Origin of the sequence: Paenibacillus glycanilyticus (assembly GCF_023715145.1) — a bacterium.
Taxonomy (GTDB): domain Bacteria; phylum Bacillota; class Bacilli; order Paenibacillales; family Paenibacillaceae; genus Pristimantibacillus; species Pristimantibacillus glycanilyticus_A.
Window position 1 is genome coordinate 163377 of sequence record NZ_JAMBNP010000002.1, and the last position, 20458, is coordinate 183834.

Annotated in this window: 21 protein-coding genes and 1 pseudogene; 11 read left to right on the forward strand and 11 right to left on the reverse strand. The window is 48.9% G+C overall.

Features of this window, described 5'->3' with window-relative positions; all coding sequences use genetic code 11:
- Positions 1–9 precede the first annotated feature (9 nt).
- Both M3194_RS05950 and M3194_RS05955 read left to right on the forward strand, forming a co-directional pair.
- Entirely contained in the window at positions 10–369 is a 360-nt protein-coding gene (locus M3194_RS05950) for a winged helix-turn-helix transcriptional regulator (protein ID WP_251652427.1), read from the forward strand.
- A gap of 196 nt (positions 370–565) precedes the next feature.
- Positions 566–1738 carry an MFS transporter gene (locus tag M3194_RS05955; protein WP_251652429.1) on the forward strand — a complete coding sequence of 391 codons (1173 nt, stop codon included), beginning with the start codon at positions 566–568 and terminating at the stop codon, positions 1736–1738.
- Between the two features lie 94 nt (positions 1739–1832).
- Here M3194_RS05955 and M3194_RS05960 read toward each other — a convergent pair whose 3' ends face one another.
- Complete coding sequence (locus tag M3194_RS05960) at positions 1833–2717, reverse strand: helix-turn-helix domain-containing protein (RefSeq protein WP_251652431.1); 885 nt, start codon at positions 2715–2717, stop codon at positions 1833–1835.
- A gap of 294 nt (positions 2718–3011) precedes the next feature.
- Here M3194_RS05960 and M3194_RS05965 point away from each other — a divergent pair, with 294 nt between their 5' ends.
- The 3 genes from M3194_RS05965 to M3194_RS05975 all read left to right on the forward strand — a co-directional run bounded on the left by M3194_RS05965 (position 3012) and on the right by M3194_RS05975 (position 6579).
- Entirely contained in the window at positions 3012–3941 is a 930-nt protein-coding gene (locus M3194_RS05965; protein ID WP_251652433.1) for an ABC transporter permease, read from the forward strand.
- 66 nt (positions 3942–4007) lie between these two features.
- Positions 4008–4829: a carbohydrate ABC transporter permease gene (locus tag M3194_RS05970; RefSeq protein WP_285889174.1), complete on the forward strand. Its 822-nt coding sequence runs from the start codon at positions 4008–4010 to the stop codon at positions 4827–4829.
- A 76-nt stretch (positions 4830–4905) separates the two neighbouring features.
- Positions 4906–6579 (forward strand): ABC transporter substrate-binding protein, encoded by a 1674-nt coding sequence (locus M3194_RS05975; RefSeq protein ID WP_251652437.1) that lies wholly within the window; start codon positions 4906–4908, stop codon positions 6577–6579.
- A gap of 67 nt (positions 6580–6646) precedes the next feature.
- Here the strand turns inward: M3194_RS05975 and pstB are convergent, their stop codons facing one another.
- The 4 genes from pstB to M3194_RS05995 all read right to left on the reverse strand — a co-directional run bounded on the left by pstB (position 6647) and on the right by M3194_RS05995 (position 10439).
- On the reverse strand, positions 6647–7405 hold the full coding sequence (pstB, locus tag M3194_RS05980; protein WP_251652438.1) for a phosphate ABC transporter ATP-binding protein PstB: 759 nt from the start codon (positions 7403–7405) through the stop codon (positions 6647–6649).
- Between the two features lie 218 nt (positions 7406–7623).
- Positions 7624–8511 carry a phosphate ABC transporter permease PstA gene (gene pstA, locus M3194_RS05985; RefSeq protein WP_251652439.1) on the reverse strand — a complete coding sequence of 296 codons (888 nt, stop codon included), beginning with the start codon at positions 8509–8511 and terminating at the stop codon, positions 7624–7626.
- Complete coding sequence (gene pstC, locus M3194_RS05990) at positions 8508–9410, reverse strand: phosphate ABC transporter permease subunit PstC (RefSeq protein WP_251652441.1); 903 nt, start codon at positions 9408–9410, stop codon at positions 8508–8510. Before pstC ends, pstA begins: the two co-directional genes overlap by 4 nt.
- A 93-nt stretch (positions 9411–9503) precedes the next feature.
- Positions 9504–10439, reverse strand: coding sequence for a phosphate ABC transporter substrate-binding protein (locus M3194_RS05995; protein WP_251652443.1), 936 nt, complete (start codon positions 10437–10439; stop codon positions 9504–9506).
- A gap of 197 nt (positions 10440–10636) precedes the next feature.
- On the opposite strand from M3194_RS05995, the gene M3194_RS06000 reads away from it, so the two are divergent.
- The 5 genes from M3194_RS06000 (at position 10637) to M3194_RS06020 (ending at position 14583) form a co-directional block, all read left to right on the forward strand.
- Positions 10637–11917 carry an acetylornithine deacetylase gene (locus M3194_RS06000; protein ID WP_251652445.1) on the forward strand — a complete coding sequence of 427 codons (1281 nt, stop codon included), beginning with the start codon at positions 10637–10639 and terminating at the stop codon, positions 11915–11917.
- A 2-nt stretch (positions 11918–11919) separates the two neighbouring features.
- Complete coding sequence (locus tag M3194_RS06005; protein WP_251652447.1) at positions 11920–12153, forward strand: DinB family protein; 234 nt, start codon at positions 11920–11922, stop codon at positions 12151–12153.
- Positions 12154–12205: 52 nt separating this feature from the next.
- Positions 12206–12814, forward strand: coding sequence for a hypothetical protein (locus M3194_RS06010; RefSeq protein WP_251652449.1), 609 nt, complete (start codon positions 12206–12208; stop codon positions 12812–12814).
- A 108-nt stretch (positions 12815–12922) separates the two neighbouring features.
- A complete protein-coding gene (locus M3194_RS06015; protein WP_251652451.1) occupies positions 12923–13549 on the forward strand; it encodes a hypothetical protein in 627 nt (208 codons plus the stop codon).
- A 263-nt stretch (positions 13550–13812) separates the two neighbouring features.
- Positions 13813–14583 (forward strand): TetR/AcrR family transcriptional regulator, encoded by a 771-nt coding sequence (locus M3194_RS06020; protein ID WP_251652453.1) that lies wholly within the window; start codon positions 13813–13815, stop codon positions 14581–14583.
- Positions 14584–14646: 63 nt separating this feature from the next.
- On the opposite strand, the gene M3194_RS06025 is transcribed toward M3194_RS06020, so the two are convergent.
- Positions 14647–15435, reverse strand: coding sequence for an ABC transporter permease (locus tag M3194_RS06025; RefSeq protein ID WP_251652455.1), 789 nt, complete (start codon positions 15433–15435; stop codon positions 14647–14649).
- On the reverse strand, positions 15432–16319 hold the full coding sequence (locus M3194_RS06030) for an ATP-binding cassette domain-containing protein (protein WP_251652457.1): 888 nt from the start codon (positions 16317–16319) through the stop codon (positions 15432–15434). Before M3194_RS06030 ends, M3194_RS06025 begins: the two co-directional genes overlap by 4 nt.
- 199 nt (positions 16320–16518) lie before the next feature.
- Here M3194_RS06030 and M3194_RS06035 point away from each other — a divergent pair, with 199 nt between their 5' ends.
- Positions 16519–16842, forward strand: a complete 324-nt coding sequence (locus M3194_RS06035; RefSeq protein WP_251652459.1) for a YtxH domain-containing protein — start codon at positions 16519–16521, stop codon at positions 16840–16842.
- Positions 16843–17024: 182 nt separating this feature from the next.
- Here the strand turns inward: M3194_RS06035 and M3194_RS06045 are convergent.
- From M3194_RS06045 to M3194_RS06060, 4 genes and pseudogenes are all read right to left on the reverse strand, one after another.
- Positions 17025–18402 (reverse strand): annotated as a pseudogene (locus tag M3194_RS06045) (IS1182 family transposase); the annotation flags it as partial.
- Between the two features lie 245 nt (positions 18403–18647).
- Positions 18648–19424, reverse strand: coding sequence for a sigma-70 family RNA polymerase sigma factor (locus M3194_RS06050; RefSeq protein ID WP_251652466.1), 777 nt, complete (start codon positions 19422–19424; stop codon positions 18648–18650).
- Positions 19421–19861 (reverse strand): anti-sigma B factor RsbW, encoded by a 441-nt coding sequence (gene rsbW / locus M3194_RS06055; RefSeq protein ID WP_251653186.1) that lies wholly within the window; start codon positions 19859–19861, stop codon positions 19421–19423. Before rsbW ends, M3194_RS06050 begins: the two co-directional genes overlap by 4 nt.
- 37 nt (positions 19862–19898) lie before the next feature.
- Positions 19899–20348 carry a DUF948 domain-containing protein gene (locus M3194_RS06060; protein ID WP_251652468.1) on the reverse strand — a complete coding sequence of 150 codons (450 nt, stop codon included), beginning with the start codon at positions 20346–20348 and terminating at the stop codon, positions 19899–19901.
- Between the last annotated feature and the right edge of the window lie 110 nt (positions 20349–20458).

Consider the following 20458-nt stretch of genomic DNA (forward strand, 5'->3'; position numbering starts at 1 on the left):
GTTATCAACATGGAAGGCAACAGCGAAGCGATCGGCAACGAAAACACAGGCTCTAGCATTTGCGAAGTGCTGCAAATATTGGGGGCCAAATGGGCGTTTCTTGTGCTGGAGGAGCTGATGAACGGACCTCTCCGGTTTAATCAGCTGCAAAGGAAGGTATCCATTGTGAAGACGCAGTCCTTAACGAATACGGTCCGCCACTTGGAGAACAATGGCCTCGTTGTCCGCACGGTTTTCCCGACGGTGCCCGTAACGGTGGAGTACGCTTTGACGGAGAAGGGCAGGGACTTTCAAGCCGCGCTTAGAGAGATGGAGAAATGGGTGCAGAAATGGGGCGACTCCCCTAATCCCAGGCTCAGTAAATCATAAGCAGCAAGCTAACGTTTTAACCGCAGGAGCTATCCGCTCTTGCGGTTTTTTTTGTTGGATATCCGCTTACCAAACGGTAAGTAACTCCAAAACGATGGATTATACCAAAATAAATTGCGTTCTTACTTAAAGTAAGCAACCCCGATATAATCCAATTAAATCAAATGAATCGATGGAGATGGAAGGAAGTGTTGATATGAATCGTCTGGTCATTTACCTCTTAATGATAGCGGTATTCTTCACCGCAACCTCGGAGCTGGTCATTGCCGGAATCTTAAACGTGTTAGCCGATCAAATGCATATTTCAGTCAGCCTGGCCGGTCAGCTGATTACGGCTTATTCGCTCGCTTTTGCGATTGGAACGCCGATTATTATCGCAGTGACGGCTAAGCTGCCGAGGAAAAGGCTCTTGCTGATTGCAATAGCGGTGTTTATAGCCGGCAATTTCCTTTCGATTGCGGTCAGCGGGTTTGTATGGTTGATGGCCGCAAGGATGCTGCTTGGCGTAAGCTCAGGCGTGTTTATGGTGGCTGCATTTAGTGCCGCAGCCAAGCTGGTGCCGGTTGAAAAGATTGGCAGCGCGATCGGTACGATTATACTCGGGTTCAGCAGCGCGATGATATTGGGCGTACCGCTGGGTGTTGCGTTAACTAACCTGTATAACTGGCAGATGATCTTTTTGTTCCTTGGGGCAGGAGGCATTGTAATTCTCATTGGCCTGGCTCTGCTGCTTCCGCAAATCGAAGGAGATGCCCCGGTTCCTTTCCGGCAGCATCTGGGGGTATTGGCCAATCCGGTCATCTTATACGCTTTGCTGCTTGTCCTGTTCCGGGAGGCGGGCAATTCGGTGATGTTCACCTACATCGCTTCGTTCCTAGGCGATATTCTTCACAGAAGCACTGCTGAGATTGGTCTTACGATGCTGCTGTTTGGATTGGCCGGTGCAGTAGGCTCCAGGATCGGAGGCTCTGCCGTGGATAAGTGGGGAAGCGCCAAGCTCATTATGATCGGAGTCATGATCCATGTCATTGCGCTTCTGCTGCTTCCTTTAGCGATTCATTCCTTCCCGTTTGCCATGACCTTGCTCTCGCTCTGGATAATGTCGATGTTCACCTTAGGTCCAGCTACGCAAACCTACTTCATCGAGCGGGCACCGCAATCGTCAAATCTCATCATCAGCTTGAACATTTCCGTCACTCAAATAGGCATCGCCACAGGAGCCAGCGTTGGCGGGCTAGTTGTTAATTGGCAGGAGACCGTCCTGTATAATCCGCTTGCAGCCGGCCTTGTCCTCATCCTGGCTCTCGCCGCAGCCGCTCTCTCCATCCGCAAGAGCGGTCAAAGCGTTCCTAAAGCAAAGCAAACTTAACAATAATGACCGTGCGGATATTTTGCCGCACGGTTATTTGCTTACTCTTTAATAACGGTTAAACGCAAACGGTTCAGATGTGCAGGATGTACATTTATCTCGTTTTTTGTATCCCGAGGTTACTCCCGTGCAAAGCCTTATACTCCGAAGGCGTACATTTCTTGTATGTCTTGAACACGCGGTTGAAGGTTGGGAGGCTGCCAAAACCGGATCGCATGGCGACTTCCATAATGGACAGATTCGGATCGGTCAGCAGCTTTTCCGCATGCATAATGCGATGCTGAATCAGGTAGTCGTAATAGGACAATCCCATGTACTGCTTGAACATGCGCGTGAAATGATACTTGCTGAAGCCCGACAGCTCGGCGAGCTCCTCGACGCAAATATCCTCCGTGCAATGCTCGTTCATATAGTTGCAAACCTGCAAAAATTTATCGATGTATTTATGCTGCTTATTGCTCTTCGTACGGGGGAATCGGCGTTCCTCATGCATAAAATTGCGGCTCAGCGACACGAAGAAGTTGATGAGCTTGGCATAAGTGGAAGCCTCCTTCAGCATCGTATGGCTGAAATATTCATTCACCAGCTCAAGCAGCATGGGTCTTAACAGTCCGTGCAGCTCTTTATTTTGTTCTGCCGTAATCAGGAAGCATGGGCGAAGCAAATGAAAGGTTGAATCAAACCCGTTCAGCGAGTACAGCAGCGAGCAGTCGAACTGGAGGATCAGCCGAGTCCCGGAATCGGGGGCGAAGATCTCATGAAGCTCGCCCGGAGGCAGAACCAGAATATCGTTCGGATAGAGGACAAGCTTGGTCTCGTCAACGATAACCGTATAGATGTTGTCGAGCGGCATGATGACTTCCACGGCGGTATGCCAATGTATCGGATAGTTCTCGACTTCCTTATTCAGGAAAATCCTTATTCCTAGGTGTTCACCGTAAGATACGGTTTCTTTGGCTCCGTTAAGGATGGGGATCAACTATCACACTTCCTCTCGTTAGTAACTAATCAGATAATGGCATCCTCTTCTTTTAAAATCAATAAGTCTATCAAAAAAGGCAATATTTGATAAGTCGACAGCTATATTTACGAAGAGGGTCAAATCAAATATCGCTATAATAAAGCCAATGAAAGCGAATACATTTGTTGGGAAATGACTTCTATTTTGCATTATTTCATCATGAAGTCCACATGACCATGCGACTAAAGTAGTTAAATATAGCTATTTCTGATCGGTCAGTAGACGTAATGGACTAGAGGAGAGTGGAGATAAATGGAAGGCTCAAGCAAAGTATTGGATGTCTCACCGCTTTGGAAGCATGTCAGAAAAGAGTGGAAGCTGTATTCCTTCCTCGTTCTTCCCATCATTTATTTTCTCATTTTCAAGTACGCTCCCATGATCGGGAATGTAATCGCTTTCCGAAAGTACAGGGGAGGCCCTAACTTCCTTGGAACGGAGTGGGTAGGCCTGCAATATTTCCGGATGTTTATGAAGGATCCCACCTTCTGGCGGGCGTTCTGGAACAACATCTTCCTAAGCGTTGCTTATCTGGTTGTCCGTTTCCCGTTAACCTTGATTTTTGCGCTTCTGATTAATGAAATTCGTCGGCTGAAGCTGAAAAAGTTCGTCCAGACCGTCTCGTATCTGCCGCATTTCATCTCGATGGTTATCGTGGCGGGCATGGTCAAGGAGATGCTCTCCGCTTCCGGCCCGATTAACGCGCTGCTTATGAACTTCGGCATGGATCCGATCCCGTTCATCTCGCTCCCGCAATGGTTCCCGGCCATCTATATTTCCTCCGGCATTTGGCAAGGTCTCGGCTGGGGAACAATCTTGTATCTGGCCGCGATGACCGGAATCAACACCGAGCTGTACGAAGCCGCAAGAATCGATGGCGCCAGCCGGTTGCGGCTTGCCTGGCATGTTACCATTCCGGGTATTCTGCCTACGATCATGACGCTTCTCATTCTGGATATCGGCGGTATCATGGGCTCGAACTTTGAGAAAGTATTGCTCTTGTACAATCCGCTTACTTACGAATCGGCGGACGTGATTTCCACCTATGTATACCGGATGGGTATTACCGGAGGCAACTTCAGCTTTGCAACGGCTGTCGGCCTGTTCGAAGGAGTTATCGGTCTCATTCTGGTAACGATGGCCAATACGATTTCCAAAAAAACGACGAAGTCCAGTCTGTGGTAGGAAGGAGCGCTTAACGTGAAGGAAACCTCATCTTCCCGTATCTTTCAAGGTATTAACGGGTTAGTCATGACCGTAGTCGTGCTGTTCACCTTATATCCGTTTATTTATCTGATCGCGCAGTCCTTTAGCTCGGAAGCCGCTGTATATGCCGGAAAGGTATCCTTTTATCCGGTCGATTTCACGGCCCTTACCTATAAGGTTATCTTGAGCAAGCCGGATTTCTTCCGCTATTACGGCAATACGATTCTATACGCTGCAATCGGAACGTTGATCTCCGTTACGGCGACAGCCATTATGGCTTATCCGCTCTCCAAGGAAAAGCTGCGTCTTAACAAGTTCTTTATTCCGTTCGTTTTGTTCACCATGTATTTCGGCGGCGGTCTGATCCCGAACTACATTATGGTCGCGAAGACGCTCGACATGCGCGACACGATCTGGGCTCTTGTTATTCCCGGTGCCATAAGCGCCTTTAACGTGATATTGATGAAAACCTTTTTCTCCAGTCTTCCGAATGAACTCGAGGAATCGGCGAAGGTAGACGGGCTTGACGTGTATGGCATCTTTCTCCGGATTACGCTTCCGTTATCGAAGCCCATTCTCGCTACCATGGTACTGTTTGTCGTAGTTGGCATCTGGAACAGCTGGTTTGATGCATCGCTCTATATCCAATCAAAAGAGAAGTGGCCGGTGGCGCTGTACCTGCGGCAGGTTATCGAGACAGCGATCAGCCCGACGGAGATTGGCGCGAGCTCCGAGCAGGCGAATCAGATTGCCGCAACCGTCAAATCAGCAGCCATGGTCCTAACCTCTTTGCCTATTATTTGTATCTATCCTTTTGTGCAGAAGTATTTCGTGCAAGGCATGATGATTGGTTCGGTAAAAGGCTAAACCGCGATATAACCGGAACGGCCGCGAGGCAGGTTCTGTTATATAAGTTCGATAACTATTAAAAGGGAGGCACGGCATGAAAAGATTCAGTAGAGCAATGGGAATGATTGTGTCAGTCATGATGGTATTGTCTGTAATGGCGGCGTGCAGCGGCAATAATGGGAATTCCGGCGGCAATAACAAACCTGCGGAATCGAATGCAGCAACAAATGCAACCCAGTCAGAGACGGAGGATTATACCTTTGGGGAGGATATTACCTTCCACTCGAATGAACCGGTTAAGTACTCCATGATGTACAGCGACCATGAAGCCTATCCTTACAAGGAAGACTGGAGATTATGGAGCGCGATTAAAGAAAAAACAAACGTAGAGTTTGATCTGGCCACCACGGCAAGAACGGAATACGAGAATCAGAAATCACTGCTCGTAAACAGCGGGGATGCTCCTTATATCATTCCAAAAACGTATGAAGAAGGAGCATTTGTTGCCGGCGGACAAATCGTGCCGATCAGCGATTATGTACAATATATGCCTAACTTCCAGAAGGCCGTCAAGAACTGGGGCATGGAGGAAGATCTGAAGGTGAAGATGCAGGCTGACGGCAAATACTATGTACTGCCTGGTTTGTGGGAAGCGCCTGGCGGCGGCTACTCCTATATTATCCGTAAAGATATTTTCGAAAAAGCAGGCGTAGACCTGTCCAAAGAAGCGACATGGACCTATGAAGACTTCTATGCCGCAATGAAAAAGGTAAAGGAATTTACAGGCAAAAAGTACGTGTTCTCCGATGAATTCAAAGGCGAGTCTACCTTGAATATTGCTGCCGTTGAATATGGGGTAACCGCGGGCTGGGGCAAAGCAAACGGCATGCGCTTCAACCATGATACCAATCAGTTCGAATTTGCGAATAACACACAGGACTTCAAGGACTTTGTCTCCTATTTCAACAAGCTGATTACGGAAGGCATTATGGATCCGGAATCGTTCACGCAAGAGGATGATGCCGCGAAATCCAAATTCTTCAAAGGCGATACCTTTGTTCTTAACGGCAACTACCAGCTGCTGGCCGATTATCAGACAAAGATGGAAGATCCAAACGCGGAGCTGTATATGATTACGCAGCCGGGCGGTCCAAAAGGTCAGCTGATGGTTGAAACTTCCCGTCTTGAGAACGGCATTATGATCAGCCAGAATGCGCTGAAGGATTTGGGCGAAGAGAAATTTATCAAGATGCTTCGCTTCGTTGACTGGCTCTGGTATTCGGAAGAAGGACAAACCCTCAGTCTGTGGGGCGTAGAAGGCGAGACGTACACGAAGGATGCAAGCGGCAATATTACGCTTAATCCGGACATCACTTACAATGGCATGAATCCGACAGCCGCGAAAAAACTGAATGCGGACTATGGCTTCGGCGGCGGCGTATTCGCTTACGGCGGTACCTCCAAGCTTAGAATGTCCAAAATGACTGAAGGGGAAAAAGATTTCGTCTCCCGCGTCCTGAATAATCGCGAGCCTCGCAAGCTGGCACCGCCGATTATGGGCACGGCGGACGAGAGCGAGCAGTTAAACCTGATCTCGAAGCCGCTGATGGACTTTGTCAGCACAATGACGCTCAAGTTCATTACAGGCCAAGAGAAGCTCGAGAACTACGATAATTATGTAAAACAAGTACAAGCAAACGGCAGCGACCGTTACGCGCAAATGGCCAATGAAATCTTCGGCAAGACGAAGAGCGTTCTTGGATACTAATTCATAAACAATAAGGGCTAGATGAACCTGACCGGTTCTTCTAGCCCTTATTGTTTGTATTCTTTCATCATCCGAAACGGCCGGTAATGTAATCATTCGTCCGTTGGTGGGTCGGATTGGTAAAGATCGTTTCCGTCTTATCGTATTCAACCACATGACCATTCAAGAAGAAAGCGGTTTTGTCCGATACGCGTGCTGCTTGATGCATGTTATGGGTAACAATCACGATGCTGTAATCCTGCTTCAGCTCCGAGATCAATTCCTCGATTTTGGAGGTCGAGATCGGATCCAGCGCCGAGGCCGGTTCGTCCATCAGAATGACATCCGGCTTAACCGCGATCGTGCGCGCGATACAAAGGCGTTGCTGCTGGCCGCCGGATAAAGCAAGAGCGGACTTGTGCAGGCGGTCCTTCGTTTCCTCCCAGATCGCTGCTTTGCGAAGCGACTGCTCGACGATCTCGTCCAGCTGCTTCTTGTTCTTGACGCCGTGATAGCGCGGGCCAAAGGCGATATTCTCGTAGATCGATTTGTGGAACGGATTGGGACGCTGCCATACCATGCCGATATTTTTGCGGAGCGCGACAACATCGGTGCTTGCGCCGTTAATATTCTGATCCTTAAGCCAAATATCGCCTGTTACGCGGCAGGAAGGGATAAGGTCGTTCATCCGGTTAAGGCTTCGCAGGAAGGTCGATTTGCCGCAGCCCGAAGGACCGATTAGAGCGGTAACTTCCTTTTCTTCAAAATCAAGCGAGACGTCGTGAACGGCATGCTTTTCTCCATAATGAACGTTTAATTGTTTGGCAGACAATGCGATTTCTGTCACGCTGAGTACCTCCTAAAAAGAATTGTGAAGCAATTCTTGCTTCGAAAGCATGAGCTTAAAGAATGGTGAAGCAATTCTTGCTTTGAAAGCATGAGCTTAAAGAATGGTGAAGCAATTCTTGCTTGTAAGCATGAGCTTAAAGAATGGTGAAGCAATTCTTGCTTCGTAAGCATGAGCTTAAAGAATGGTGAAGCAATTCTTGCTTCGTAAGCATGAGCTTATTTCGAAGCTGTAAATCTGTTATGCATGTATCGTCCAAGCGCCCTTGCGCCTAAGTTGAAGAGAAGTACCGTAATGATAAGTACGGCCGAAGCACCTGCGGCAATTTGCGTAGCATCCGGTGCGAGACCTTCCGAGTTAACCTTCCAGATATGAACGGCAAGCGTTTCAGCCGGACGAAGCGGGTTCAGCGGCGAATCGGAATGGAGCGGATTCCAGTCGCTGAAATCAAGACGCGGGCTGCTCATGCCGGCGGTGAACAGGAGCGCTGCCGCTTCCCCGAAGATCCGGCCTGCAGCCAGAATCGAACCGGAGAGTACAACGGGCAAAGCGATAGGAAGCTGTACGGAACGAATCGTTTTCCACTTGGAAATCCCAAGCGCAAGACTTGCTTCCTTCTGCTGTACCGGCACGCTGCGAAGGCCTTGCTCGGTAATCCGCACCATAAGCGGCAGGTTGAAGATTGTGAGCGCAATAGCGCCGGATAACAGGGAGAAGCCCAGGTTAAATTTATTAACGATGACAAGAAGGCCAAACAAACCTACGATAATCGAAGGGAAGGAGGACAATACCTCGACTACCAGACGAATAGCGGAAGTGATTTTGCCCGCTTTCGCATATTCGCTCATATAGATACCGGCACCGATACCAAGGGGCACGGTAATAATCATGGTTAATACGAGCAGGAACAGCGAGTTGAACAGCTGCGGTCCAATACCGCCGCCTTTGCGGATCGTCTCCGGCGGGGAAGTCAGGAAGTGCCAGCTGATATGGCCAAGACCCCGGAACAAAATGTAGCCCAAAAGTCCAATCAGGGCGAGAGCAATTAAGCCGGTAATGGTAACAATAATGCCTGTTGCAACTTTATCTGCGGTTTTGGCGCTCATAGCTTCTTCCTTCCTTCCAGCCAGCGAATGATAAAGACGAATACGAAGGTCATCAGCATCAGAATTAATGCAAGCGACCAGAGGGCGTTATTTTGAACGGAGCCCATCGCCGTGTTGCCCATGCTAAGTGTAATGGCACTGGTTAATGTTGAAGTCGATTGGAATAGGGAATGCGGGATATGGGGAGCATTGCCGATAACCATCTGTACGGCTAGTGCTTCGCCAAATGCTCTCGCGATACCAAGTACAATACCTGTCATCTGCGCGGGAAGCGTAGTTGGCAGGACGATGCGATATATGGTTTGCCAACGGGTTGCGCCAAGCGCGTACGAGCCTTCTTTCAAGCCCGCCGGCAGGGAAGCCAGCGCGTCCGTTGCTATAGTCGTAATTGTGGGTAAAATCATAAAGGCAAGTACAAGCGAGCCTGCTGCGATACCGACGCCTTGGCCGGGGAACAGATCGCGGAATAATGGTACGATTACGCTTAAGCCAACAAATCCGTATACAACGGATGGGATGCCGGCAAGAAGCTCAATAACCGGCTGCATAAATGTACGGCCGAGCTTTGGAGACAATTCAACCATAAACACTGCCGCGCAGAAACCAAGCGGAGCAGCTATGATGGCTGCGAGAATCGATGTACTGAAAGATCCAAAAATAAATGGCAATGCGCCAAAGATCGGCGGTTCGCCTTCTGGTTGCCACTTCAATCCTGTTAACAAATCCTTTACATTTACGCCGTTTACGATAAAGGTACTAAGTCCTTTTGATGCGACGAAGTAAACCATCGAAAAAATGGTGATGATAAGAAACAAGATGCAGATGAATGTATAAACTTTGCCAACCCATTCCTCCGCAAGATGCGGCGTGGCTACTTCCCGATCATTAGACTTCTTCATCGTGACCACCCTTTACTTAGTGTACATATAGGCATGCAGTCAAGAGACGAGCTGACCCGCCTCTTGACTATGCCTTTATTTATTTTTGTTCAATTATTTCGTTACAGCGCCTGCAGCATCGCGTTTAACTTCCATTTTGCTGATTGGAATGTAGCCCATTTCAACTACGTCGCCTTCATCGTTTTGAACATCTTCAGATACCATGTAATCGAGGAAAGCTTTAGTAGCCGCATCAGGCTCGCCTTTTGTATACATGTGCTCGTAAGCCCATACCGGGTAAGTGCCTTTTGCCACGTTGTCTACAGTTGCGTCAACGCCTTCGTATTTCACGGCTGTTACCGAATCATCCAGGTAAGACAGCGCCAGGTAACCAATTGCGCCAGGAGTTTCGCTTACGAGCTTCTTAACTGTACCGGAAGCATCCTCTTGGATCGAACCCGCAAGGTCTTCTGTTTTTGTGCCAAGAGCGAATTTCTCGAAAGTAGCGCGAGTACCGGAGCTAGCTGGACGGTTAACGATTTGGATTTTCTCGTCTTTGCCGCCTACTTCTTTCCAGTTCGTTACTTTGCCAGTGAAGATGTCAACCAGTTGTTGTTTCGTCAGGTTGTCTACGCCTACGTCTTTGTTTGTAACGGCAGCCATAGCTACTACCGCTACTTGATGGTCAACCAGTTCAGCTGCTTTGTCAGCGTCAAGCTTCTCTTCAGCGAATACGTCGGAGTTGCCGATTTGCGCTTGGCCTTCGGATACTTGCGTCAGACCAGTACCGCTGCCGCCGCCTTGAACTTGAATCGATACGCCTGTATTTTTCTCCATGAACTCTTTGGATACTTGGTCAACAAGTGGTTGAAGAGCTGTAGAGCCAGATGCCAGAATCGAACCGGACAGATCAGCGGAAGCAGTGTTATTTGTTGGAGCATTGTTTGTTGCGGCCGCGTTTCCGTTGTTTGCACTGTTTGTGTTGTTGCCGCATGCTGCGAGCGAAAGCGACAATGTCAGTGCCATAGTGACGATCAGAGACTTCTTCATTTTGAGTAGGTTCCCCTTCCAAACTTTCATTTTTGTTTTTCCTTACAAGAGTCATTGTAGTAGGGCTACGTAAACAGAAAACCCGAATCATGTTAACGCAATGTAAATTTTTTTGAGCGTTGTAAAAATTGATCGATAACGATGGAATCCTCTATAGTAGAAATAGAGTTTTATTATCGTCATGAGGGAGGTATTAGATGAAAGAATTAAAGCTGCAGCAGCTATGCAATCAAGTCGAGGAGCGGCAAGAAGAGCTATTTGCTTTGTTGGCGGAGCTGGTTGCGTTCCCGACGGTTAGCCCGCCCGCGCGCAATACAATGGAAGCACAGCAGTATATGGAGAAGCAGCTAAGAGGCCTAGGCTTTGAGACCGAGCTGTGGGAAGTGTATCCCGGTGATCCGAATGTAACCGCCGTTCTTAAAGGAACGCAAAGCAGTGCTTACCGGAGCCTGCTCTTGAACGGACATATGGATGTAGCCGAAGTTGGCGACAGCTCCGAATGGTCCGCAGATCCTTTTCGGTTATCTATTCATGATGGAAGAGTCTACGGCCGCGGGACGGCGGATATGAAGGCTGGTCTTGCTGCCCTGTTGTTTGCCGTTAGGCTTCTGGTTGAAGCGGGTATTGAACTGAGGGGAGATCTTCACTTCCATTCCGTGATCGGAGAGGAAGCTGGCGAGGCAGGGACAAGAGCCTGCATGGAGCGGGGATGCGAAGCGGATTTTGCCATTGTAGCGGATACAAGCCATCTTGCCGTTCAAGGCCAGGGCGGGGTTATTACCGGGTGGGTAACCGTGCAAAGCCCGGTTACTCATCATGATGCGATGCGCTCGCGGATGATTCATGCGGGAGGCGGGCTGCACGGGGCAAGCGCCATTGAGAAGATGGCCAAGCTGATTGCCGGACTTCAAGAGCTGGAGCGGCATTGGGCGGTAACCAAATCGTATCCGGGATTCGCGCCAGGATCAAATACGATAAACCCCGCCGTTATTGAAGGAGGACGACATGCGGCGTTTATTGCGGATCGCTGCTCGTTATGGATAACGGTTCATTTTTACCCGGATGAGGATTACGAATCGGTTGCCGCGGAGATCGAGGAGCATTTGATTCGCGTGGCACAAGCGGATCCTTGGCTCAGGGACAATCCTCCCGTATTTCGTTGGGGCGGCAGGTCCATGATTGAGGAGCGGGGAGAGATATTCCCTTCATTAAAGCTGGATCAGAATGGCGACGGCGTTAACGCCTTGTTAATGAATCATAAGGCTGTCCTGCAGCGCGAGGCGGAAGTCGGGATGAGTCCGACGGTTACGGACGCGGGCTGGATCGGCAGGGCAGGTATTCCGACGGTTATCTACGGTCCCGGAGAGCTGGGCAAAGCCCATGCGGTGGATGAAAGCTTGGACATTAGAGAGCTTATAGAATACACGAAGGTCATGATTTCTTTTATAGCGGATTGGTGCAATCGGGAAAAAGCGTAAAGGTGAACATCAATGAATTTATTGCCGGGTGGAAAAGCCACCGAAACGTCCTAAACGACATGTTGGAGGAGGCAACAACGGAGCAGCTGTCCTTCAAACCTTGGGAGAAGGGGATGACGGTTGCGGAACTGGCGCTTCATATAACGGGCTCGATGGATATGTTCATGAAGACGGACTGGCGGGCATCGAGAAGCTTCCGTTCTTCGTTAGCCGCGGTTAAGACTGTTAAAGTATAGCACTGGACGGTGCAAAGCGCCGGATGGTATGATGCTTGAGGGTGATTACACGATGAATAATGATATGACGAATACGAATAATAACGATAATACGGAAGTCTGGGACTCGCTCATGAAGACGATTTTCCAAAAGGGACTAGCTTCCTTGCGGCCATTCTTCCCAAATGTTGAAGGTCTTATTGTAAACGATGAGAAGTTCGGACAGATCTTCATCTACCGCGTGACGAATGATTTCAAGAAATCCTACGACTGCGGCTTCTTCCTGCGCGAGCTGGCTGAACAATTCCAGGATGGCGGCCGGGAAGCAGGGGAATGGATGGCATCCTTCTTCTACGAGCTGATGAAAACAAACAAATTCGGCAAAGAGCTGCCTGCTCCACCTGAAAGCGAAGAGAAGGAAGAAGCGTTTATCGATGATGTCCTGTTCCCGCATTGCCTTGGAGCGGTCAGCGAAGAATTCGCTCCGCTTCGGATTACCGGAAACCGCGGACTTGATGACAACCTTACTCCTGTCCTTGAGCTTGGCTTTATCGACATACCGTCGGAGAAATGCGTTTTCCCGATTCATTACCTGTATAAAATGATGCAATTGAACCGCGATCCTTCGGAAACGATTCTGATTGCGCTCGCCAAGCTTCGTCAGAAGCATGGGGTAGAATAACCAATAAAGAGGGGCCGTCCTTCCTGGGCGGCTTTCTTTTTTCTCATGGGAAATGGACTAGACTGTTTAATTGATGGAATGATATGATGATTATGGGTGAAGCGAATAATGAATAACGAGACAACTAACGAAGAGATCAAAGGCAATCAAGAAGAAGAGGCGAAGCAATTCGCTGAGCTGGTCAAAGCGGTCCAGCATAACGGCTTTGTCGCATTGAGACGACATTTCGAAGACGTCCAAGGCCAAGTATTGAATCAAGAGCTTTATGGTCCCGTGTTTGTTTACAAAGCGAAGGATGAATCGGGCAGCGACTATGTATGCGGCTTTTTCCTTCGCGAGTTAATCGCGAACTTCCAAGCGGGCAACGATGAGGCAACAGAATGGATGGCTTCGTTTTTCTATGAACTGATGAAAACCGAAGGGGGCAAACCTCTTCCGGACCCCCCTGCAAGCGAAGATGATGCCAAGGCATTAATAGATCATGTACTCATCCCGCATTGCATTAAGGCTGTCGAAGAAGAATTCCCTGAAGAGAAGGTTCACGCAGGACTTGCCTGGAATGAGGAGCTTAAAGGCCCGGTATTCGAAACGGGTTTCCCGGCTATATCCGATGGCAATAATGTTTGCGCTTTCTCTCTTCATCTGTTGTATACGCATTTGCTGCTGAATCGCGATCCGGCGGAACTGCTCTTGAAAGGGTTGTACAAAATCCGGGAAGAGCATGGTATGGATTAAGAAAAAACAGCTCCCTAACGGAGAACCCTGCAAAAGTCCACTTTTTTAGACTAAGGAAAAAATCAAAGAAAAACGAGCCTCCAGAATCGCTTCTAAGGCTCGTTTCTTGTTCAGGAGGTCATTTTTGACTCCCTGATTTTTGTGATTTTTTCTAAATAGGTACTTTTGCAGCGGTCTCTTAACGGGGGCTGTTTTTTTGTTAATGCCTATTTTGTGATATACTGTTTATATAATAAGCAATTATCGGTATGGAGGATAACCAAATGGATCATGAGGACGAACAAAAAATAGTCAGCAGCCTGCCTCGCGGAGTCGCGCTGGCATGGGGGCTGGTGAAGGAGCCGCAAAGAGGGCCGAAGCGCGAGCTGTCCATTGACCAGATTGTTGCTGCGGCCGTTGAACTTGCGGACAAGGAAGGGCTGCAGGCTGTGTCCATGAACCGGGTGGCGGCTTCCCTGGGGTTTACGGCCATGTCGCTTTACCGTTATGTGGAAAGCAAAGACGATCTGTTGTTGCTTATGCAGGAAGCGGTCTGCCATTTCCCGGATCAGCCCGAAGAAGCGATAGCGGATTGGCGGGAAGGACTGCGTCAGTATGTTCGTGCTTGTATTGACGTCTTTGTCAAGCATCCCTGGTTTGCGGATATCCCGGTGTCCGGAGTGCCTATAACTCCGAATAACCTGCTGATCGTTGATTTGGCCCTTCGGCCGCTGCGCAATCTGCCGCTTAATGACTATGAGAAGATGTCTACGGTATTGCTCCTTAGCAGCTACGCGCGTTCCACCGGCATGATCCAGCGGGATATGGAGCGGGCCATACAAGGAGGAGCAAGTCCGGGTTCATTCAGCGGTCTTGATTATACCAAGGCGCTTAAGCTTCTTGTTAAGAAGGATCGTTATCCGGATCTGCAGCCTATTATCGCGTCTGGCGTATACACCGAGGAGAATCCGGCGGACAATCCGATCGGCAACGACTTTGATTTTGGCCTGGAGCGGATATTGGATGGGGTGGAGCATTATCTGGCTTCCAAGTAGCAAAAAGGACAGCAGGTTGATGATAATCATCAGCTGCTGTCCTTTTTGCTATGGATGGCTTTGTTAACGGCGTCCGGCTTTTTTTCGGAAGGAGGAAATGCTCCATAAGAAAGCAATGGCGAGGATGGCAAGGCACCAGCCAACGGCCCACCATGCGCTGTCTTCCAGAGGCGTACCCGTCAGCAGTCCCCGGATGGTCTCGATAACAGGAGTAATCGGCTGATGATTAGCCACGCCTTGCAGCCATGAAGGCATCGTGTCTGTTGGAACAAAAGCGCTGGACAGATAAGGAAGGAATAAGAGCGCAAAGCCATAACCGCTCGCAGCGGCAGGACTTCCCGCCACTAAGCCGATTGCTGCGAATAACCAGGTGAAGGTCAGAATAAACAGGGTAATGACAGCAATGGCGAGCACCCACTCCACAAAGCTGGCGTTCGGACGGAATCCAACGAGCAGGGCGACACCAAACACAACGCCGGTTGCAAATAAGTTGCGGGCAAGACTGGCTACCACATGCCCGGTCACAACGCTGAGGCTTTTGATCGGCATGGTTCTGAACCGGTCGATAATGCCATTGGTCATATCATTGGACACATCGACGGCCGTGCTTGAAGAGCCAAAGCCGGCACAGAGCAAAATAATGCCCGGAACCACGTAATTCACATAGTCTCCGCTTGAATCGATGGCCCCTCCAAACACGTAAGTAAAGAGAAGCATCAGCATGACGGGCAGCATGATGGCCATAAGCAGGGCTTCCGTATTGCGAAGGCTGTGACGGAGGCTGCGGGTGATAAAGACAAGGTTTGTCGTAAGAATCGATGCCGGCTTCACCGGTTTCTCTGCTGTTATCATACGTGCAGCACCTCTTTCGTATTGGCTGTTAGGGCTACAAATACATCGTCCATGCTTGGTCGGCGGATGTTTACCCGCGTTCCGTGTGGAACCGAATGGACCAGATCATTCAAAGTACGGCTGATATCCTGAATGCTGCCGGTGGTTGGAACGGCATGAATGACTTCATCATGAGCATTCAAGAGTTCAATAACTTCTCCCCCCACGCGAGCCTTTAATTGCTCGGCGCTCCCGGATGCCACGATCCTGCCGCCGTTAATAACGGCGATCTGATCAGCAAGCTGATCGGCTTCTTCCAAATACTGCGTCGTCAGAAATACCGTCATTCCTTGTTTCGCAAGCTGACTGATAATGTCCCATAATGCCCGCCGGCTGATGGTATCAAGCCCGGTTGTAGGTTCGTCAAGGAAAATAACGGGTCGGCTGACCACCATGCTGATGGCAAGATCCAGTCTTCGCCGCATGCCTCCCGAATAGGTTTTTACCTTTTTCCTGGCCGCATCCACGAGATCGAATGCCCTCAGAAGCTCTTCCGTACGAATACGGGACTGTGCGGCGGTTAATCCGGAAAGCCTGCCGATCATCCTTAAATTCTCTTCTCCGGATAAGACTTCGTCCACGGCAGCGAACTGGCCGGTCAGGCTGATGTGCTGCTTGACATGATCCTGTTCTGCGAGGACATCATAACCTCCCACGCGAATCTTCCCTTCATCCGGCGCAATTAAGGTAGACAAAATATGAATCAGGGTTGTTTTGCCGGCTCCGTTTGGACCAAGGAGAGCAAAGACGGTTCCGGCCGGAACCGACAGGTCGACACCGTTAAGAACGGTTTGTTTGCCGAAGCTTTTTCGAAGACCCGATATTTCAATCGCCAGTTGTTTCACGAAACGCCTCATTTCTGTGTACGTTGTACACTGATTATTGTATAAACAGTATATGTCATAAACATTAAAAGATGCAACATTTTTTATCTCGTGGGCTTCGCGGAATTCGGAATGTTTCAAACTTATTCTTTTGGTGTAATAGATAATACGAGATCGAATACGGTTTCGAATACGAGAACGGAATAAAGGAGAGATAACTATGCCAAAGGAAAACACAGGTAGCGGTCTGCTGGTAGGTACAATTGTCGGGACAGCGGTAGGTGCTGTTGGGGCACTTCTACTTGCGCCAAAGTCAGGTGTGAAGCTGAGGGAGGATATCTCGAATAAGTTCCAGGCGTTCAACCAGCGTACTCAGGAACTTGCTTCGACGGCCAAGGATAGAACAAAGGATGTTTTGTCCAGCGTGAGGGAAGAAGCGTCGGATTTGTCCGATCGCGCCAAGAAGTCCAACGAGCATGTTATGGATGCCTTCAGCGCCGCTAAGGACGATGTGAAAGACAAGATAAGAGCGTCATCAAATTAATGAAATTGTTAAAGGAGAAGAAGCTGTCCGTTGGGGCAGCTTCTTTTTGCGCTTGTTCTTGATGGCATAAGAAAGGGGCCGTCTCAAAAGGGGGGCGCTCGCTAGAGAAACGGCTCGCATCAGTAAATTAAAGAAGTGAATTTCATAAAAATAGCGTTGCGGAGGGCTCTGCAACGCTATTTTTATGATTTTGGTCCTTTACTGCTTGCAAGCGAAAGCCACCCGACCTCGAGGCTAACTTTCGGCAAGCCTCGAAGCAGGAATCTGCGAAATCCACGGTTATTCTTGATTTGGCCAAACACACTCTCCGGTTCGTGCATGCGTCGAACCGACAAGGCATGTCCGTCTTCGCTCTTTAATTGCTCCCGAGCTTGTTGTTTGAGGCGAAGATATTCCATACTGACCTTTATTTCTCGATCTCCTTGCGCTCTTGTACACCTATCCTTCAGCGGACAGCCCTCGCAAGAGAGACTGCGATACACGCGAGTAGTGATTTCATATCCGGCTCTCTGTGTTACTTCTGCTCTCATGACGGAACAGGAGTTTCTGACCTGCTGCATATGTCCAAGCATCCTCATTTTCGTCATACAACCAGTTCTCGAACTTGCAAATATCTTGTTTCCACGCTTTGGTGTTTTCTTTGTGGTAGGTATTGTATTTCACGAGCGCCCGTTGTTCTTCAGACTCCAGATAAGCATCGTTTTCTTCACTCCCATAACCTGCGTCTGCAATGATCGTTCCCGGCAATTGTCCGAAGGAAGCTTTCACTTTGTCCAGGTGTGGTTGGAGACAACGCGTATCCGTTGGACGTTGGTGGATACTATAAGCGAGGATGAATTGATCCTCTGTTCCAATCTGCACGTTATATCCAGGCTTCAGCTGACCATTGAGCATGTGGTCTTCCTTCATGCGCATAAATGTGGCATCGGTGTCGGTTTTGCTAAAGCTATTGCGGCTTCGGAGTGTTTCTTGCTGCCCTTCATATTTTTGCAGGCGAGGCAGAAGATCTCTCCGAACAAGGCGAACCGCTTTCTTTAATAGTTTGTCCTTCGGTTTTCCCTGCAGCTTGTTTTCTAACTGCTGAACAGCCTGCTCAAGCTTTTCACTTGTGATGGCGGAAGCCTCTCCGAACTCCGGGAGGTCCAGGTTATTCAAAGCTTGATCTTCCTGCTTCTCTGCCTCTTCAATGGCAGCGAACAAGGTCTGTACTTTCTCTTGCAACTTTACCTTCTGTTTGACGACAGCCTTGCCCCAGACAAAGGTGTAGCGATTGGCATTCGCTTCGATCTTTGTTCCATCCACGAAGTAATGGTCGAGCTTGACGTAGTTTTCATCGATGAGAAGCTGAAGCACGGAGGTAAAGACAGTCTCCAACACGTCTTTCATCCGTTCCGAGCGGAAACGGTTAATGGTGCGGAAATCTGGGCGCTGCCTAGCGGCAAGCCACATAAACATGATATTTTCGCGAACCGCTTTAGCGATTTGGCGAGAAGAGTAAATGCGCTGCGTGTAGGCATAGATGATAACTTTCATGAGCATCTTGGGGTGATGACGCGTACGAGATTGTTTGAGCATTTCATGAACAGGGTAAGGACAGACGGAGCATTTAAATGATTCTGGAGAAGCGTCAGCGTTCGTTTTTGTGAAGGGATTCCAACCACCTTACCTCGTTGATTCAGAGGAATCCCTGAGCAATGGCGATCGGAAGAACATTTAAATGTGCAGTTTGCTGTTTAGCCCAGATAAAACAAGGGGGTGTCCCATTGTCAATTTAATGACTTATGGGACACCCCCTTGTTTTCAGTTCAGCCTTCTTCGCTTTGCGGCGGGTGAAGGAGCTGCTTAAGCTTATCGAGAGCACGCTTCTGGAAGCGGGATACGCTCATCTGGGATACGCCGAGCTGATCGGCGATTTCCCGTTGGGATTGGCCATGCTGGTAGACAAGCACCAATACCTTGCGCTCTTCTTCCTTCAGCTGCGACATGGCATCGCTTAGGGCCAGCTGATCGTCGACATGGCGGTAATTATCGGTATGATCACTGATAACATCGCCAATGGTGGCGCTGTCGCCTTCGGTAGAGAGTGGAGTATCCAGGGATACATACTGGTAGGACTCCCGCGAAGACAAGACCTCAATGGTTTCCTCTACCGATAATCCCAGATAATCCGCGATCTCATCCATCTTAGGCGAGCGCTCAAGCCTTGTTGTCAGCTCATCGATGGCCTTCTGGACGAGCAGCCCTTTTTCCTTCATATTTCGAGGCACCTGTATATACCAGGACTTATCCCGCAAATAATTTTTAAGCTGACCGATGACGCTCTTCATCGCGTAGCCTTCGAACGGAACGCCTTTTTCGCTGTCATATTGCTTGAACAGCCGAAGCATGGACATTTGACCGACCTGGAAGAGATCCTCGTACAGATCCGGTCGGTTACGCGATATTTTGGATACGGCCATACGGACCAGCGGTTCAAAATGCTGCAATAATGCTGTTGCAGCATCATTGCAGCTTACTAGTTTGTATTGAAGAAGAAGATTTGTTATTTGCTGCTGATCCAGGCAGGATGATTGTGATTTCATGCCATCTCCTCTTTCCTACCAAGTCGCTTGGTTAGAATCACCTCGGTTCCCATTTCCGAGCGGATTTCCACTTGATCCATCAAAGCCTGCATCAGAAATAGGCCGAGACCTCCTACATTGGCGTCACTTAAAGGTTTATGATGCAAAGAAGCGCCGGCAATCGCAAGGGGTTCATACTGGAAGCTGCTGCCGGAATCTTTCACCCGAATGTGAAGGGAGTCCTGCTGGACTTCAAATACAATCTCCATCATACCATGAGTTCCGCCATCGTAGGCATGAAGAACAACATTCGTGCATGCTTCCGTAACGGCTACCTTCATATCTTCAATCTCTTCGTAGGAAAAGCCTTCTTTTGCGGCTAACCCTGAAAGGGTCAGCCGTACAATATCAATATAATCTGCTTGAGCAGGTATGGTTAAGCTTATCCATGGTTTCATCATTAGTTCTCGTCCCTCTCCGCTTGTCTATTATAACTTACTGTTGTCTGAGTTTTTTCCAAATACGTACCGAGGATATAATGCCATCTGTTATCGCGCTTGTTATATGACCGCTTCGCGGCCGTACGGTTCCGCTGTCCTGGACCTCCTTATGTTTGCTTTTCATGTTGTCTACAAGGCTGACCGCGGTTTCCTTCATAGCGCCGGTGAAGCTGTGCAGCGTCTGGCCGATATCGTGAACGGTGGCAAATACAACGTCCAGAGAGCGGAGCTTGGTGCGGACATCAAGCGTCATTTCATTGGTATGATGAATCATTTCTTTCACATCGCCGCTAATTTGAGAGACATCGGTTCTTAGTTCTCCTACCGTTGAACGAACCTCGTCCAAGGTAGCCGTCAATGCTTTAATGGTTTGAATGAGGAAGAACATCAGGATGACAAAAGCAACCGTAATTACCGCAATAATGATTTGAATAAACAGATCCATTTCACATCACATCCTCTTTTCTCTATAATTACCCTAGAATAAAGTAAGTGAAACAACAGATTCACGGTGATGATAGTGGTATACTAATAGAAGAGATTAAAAGAGAAGGA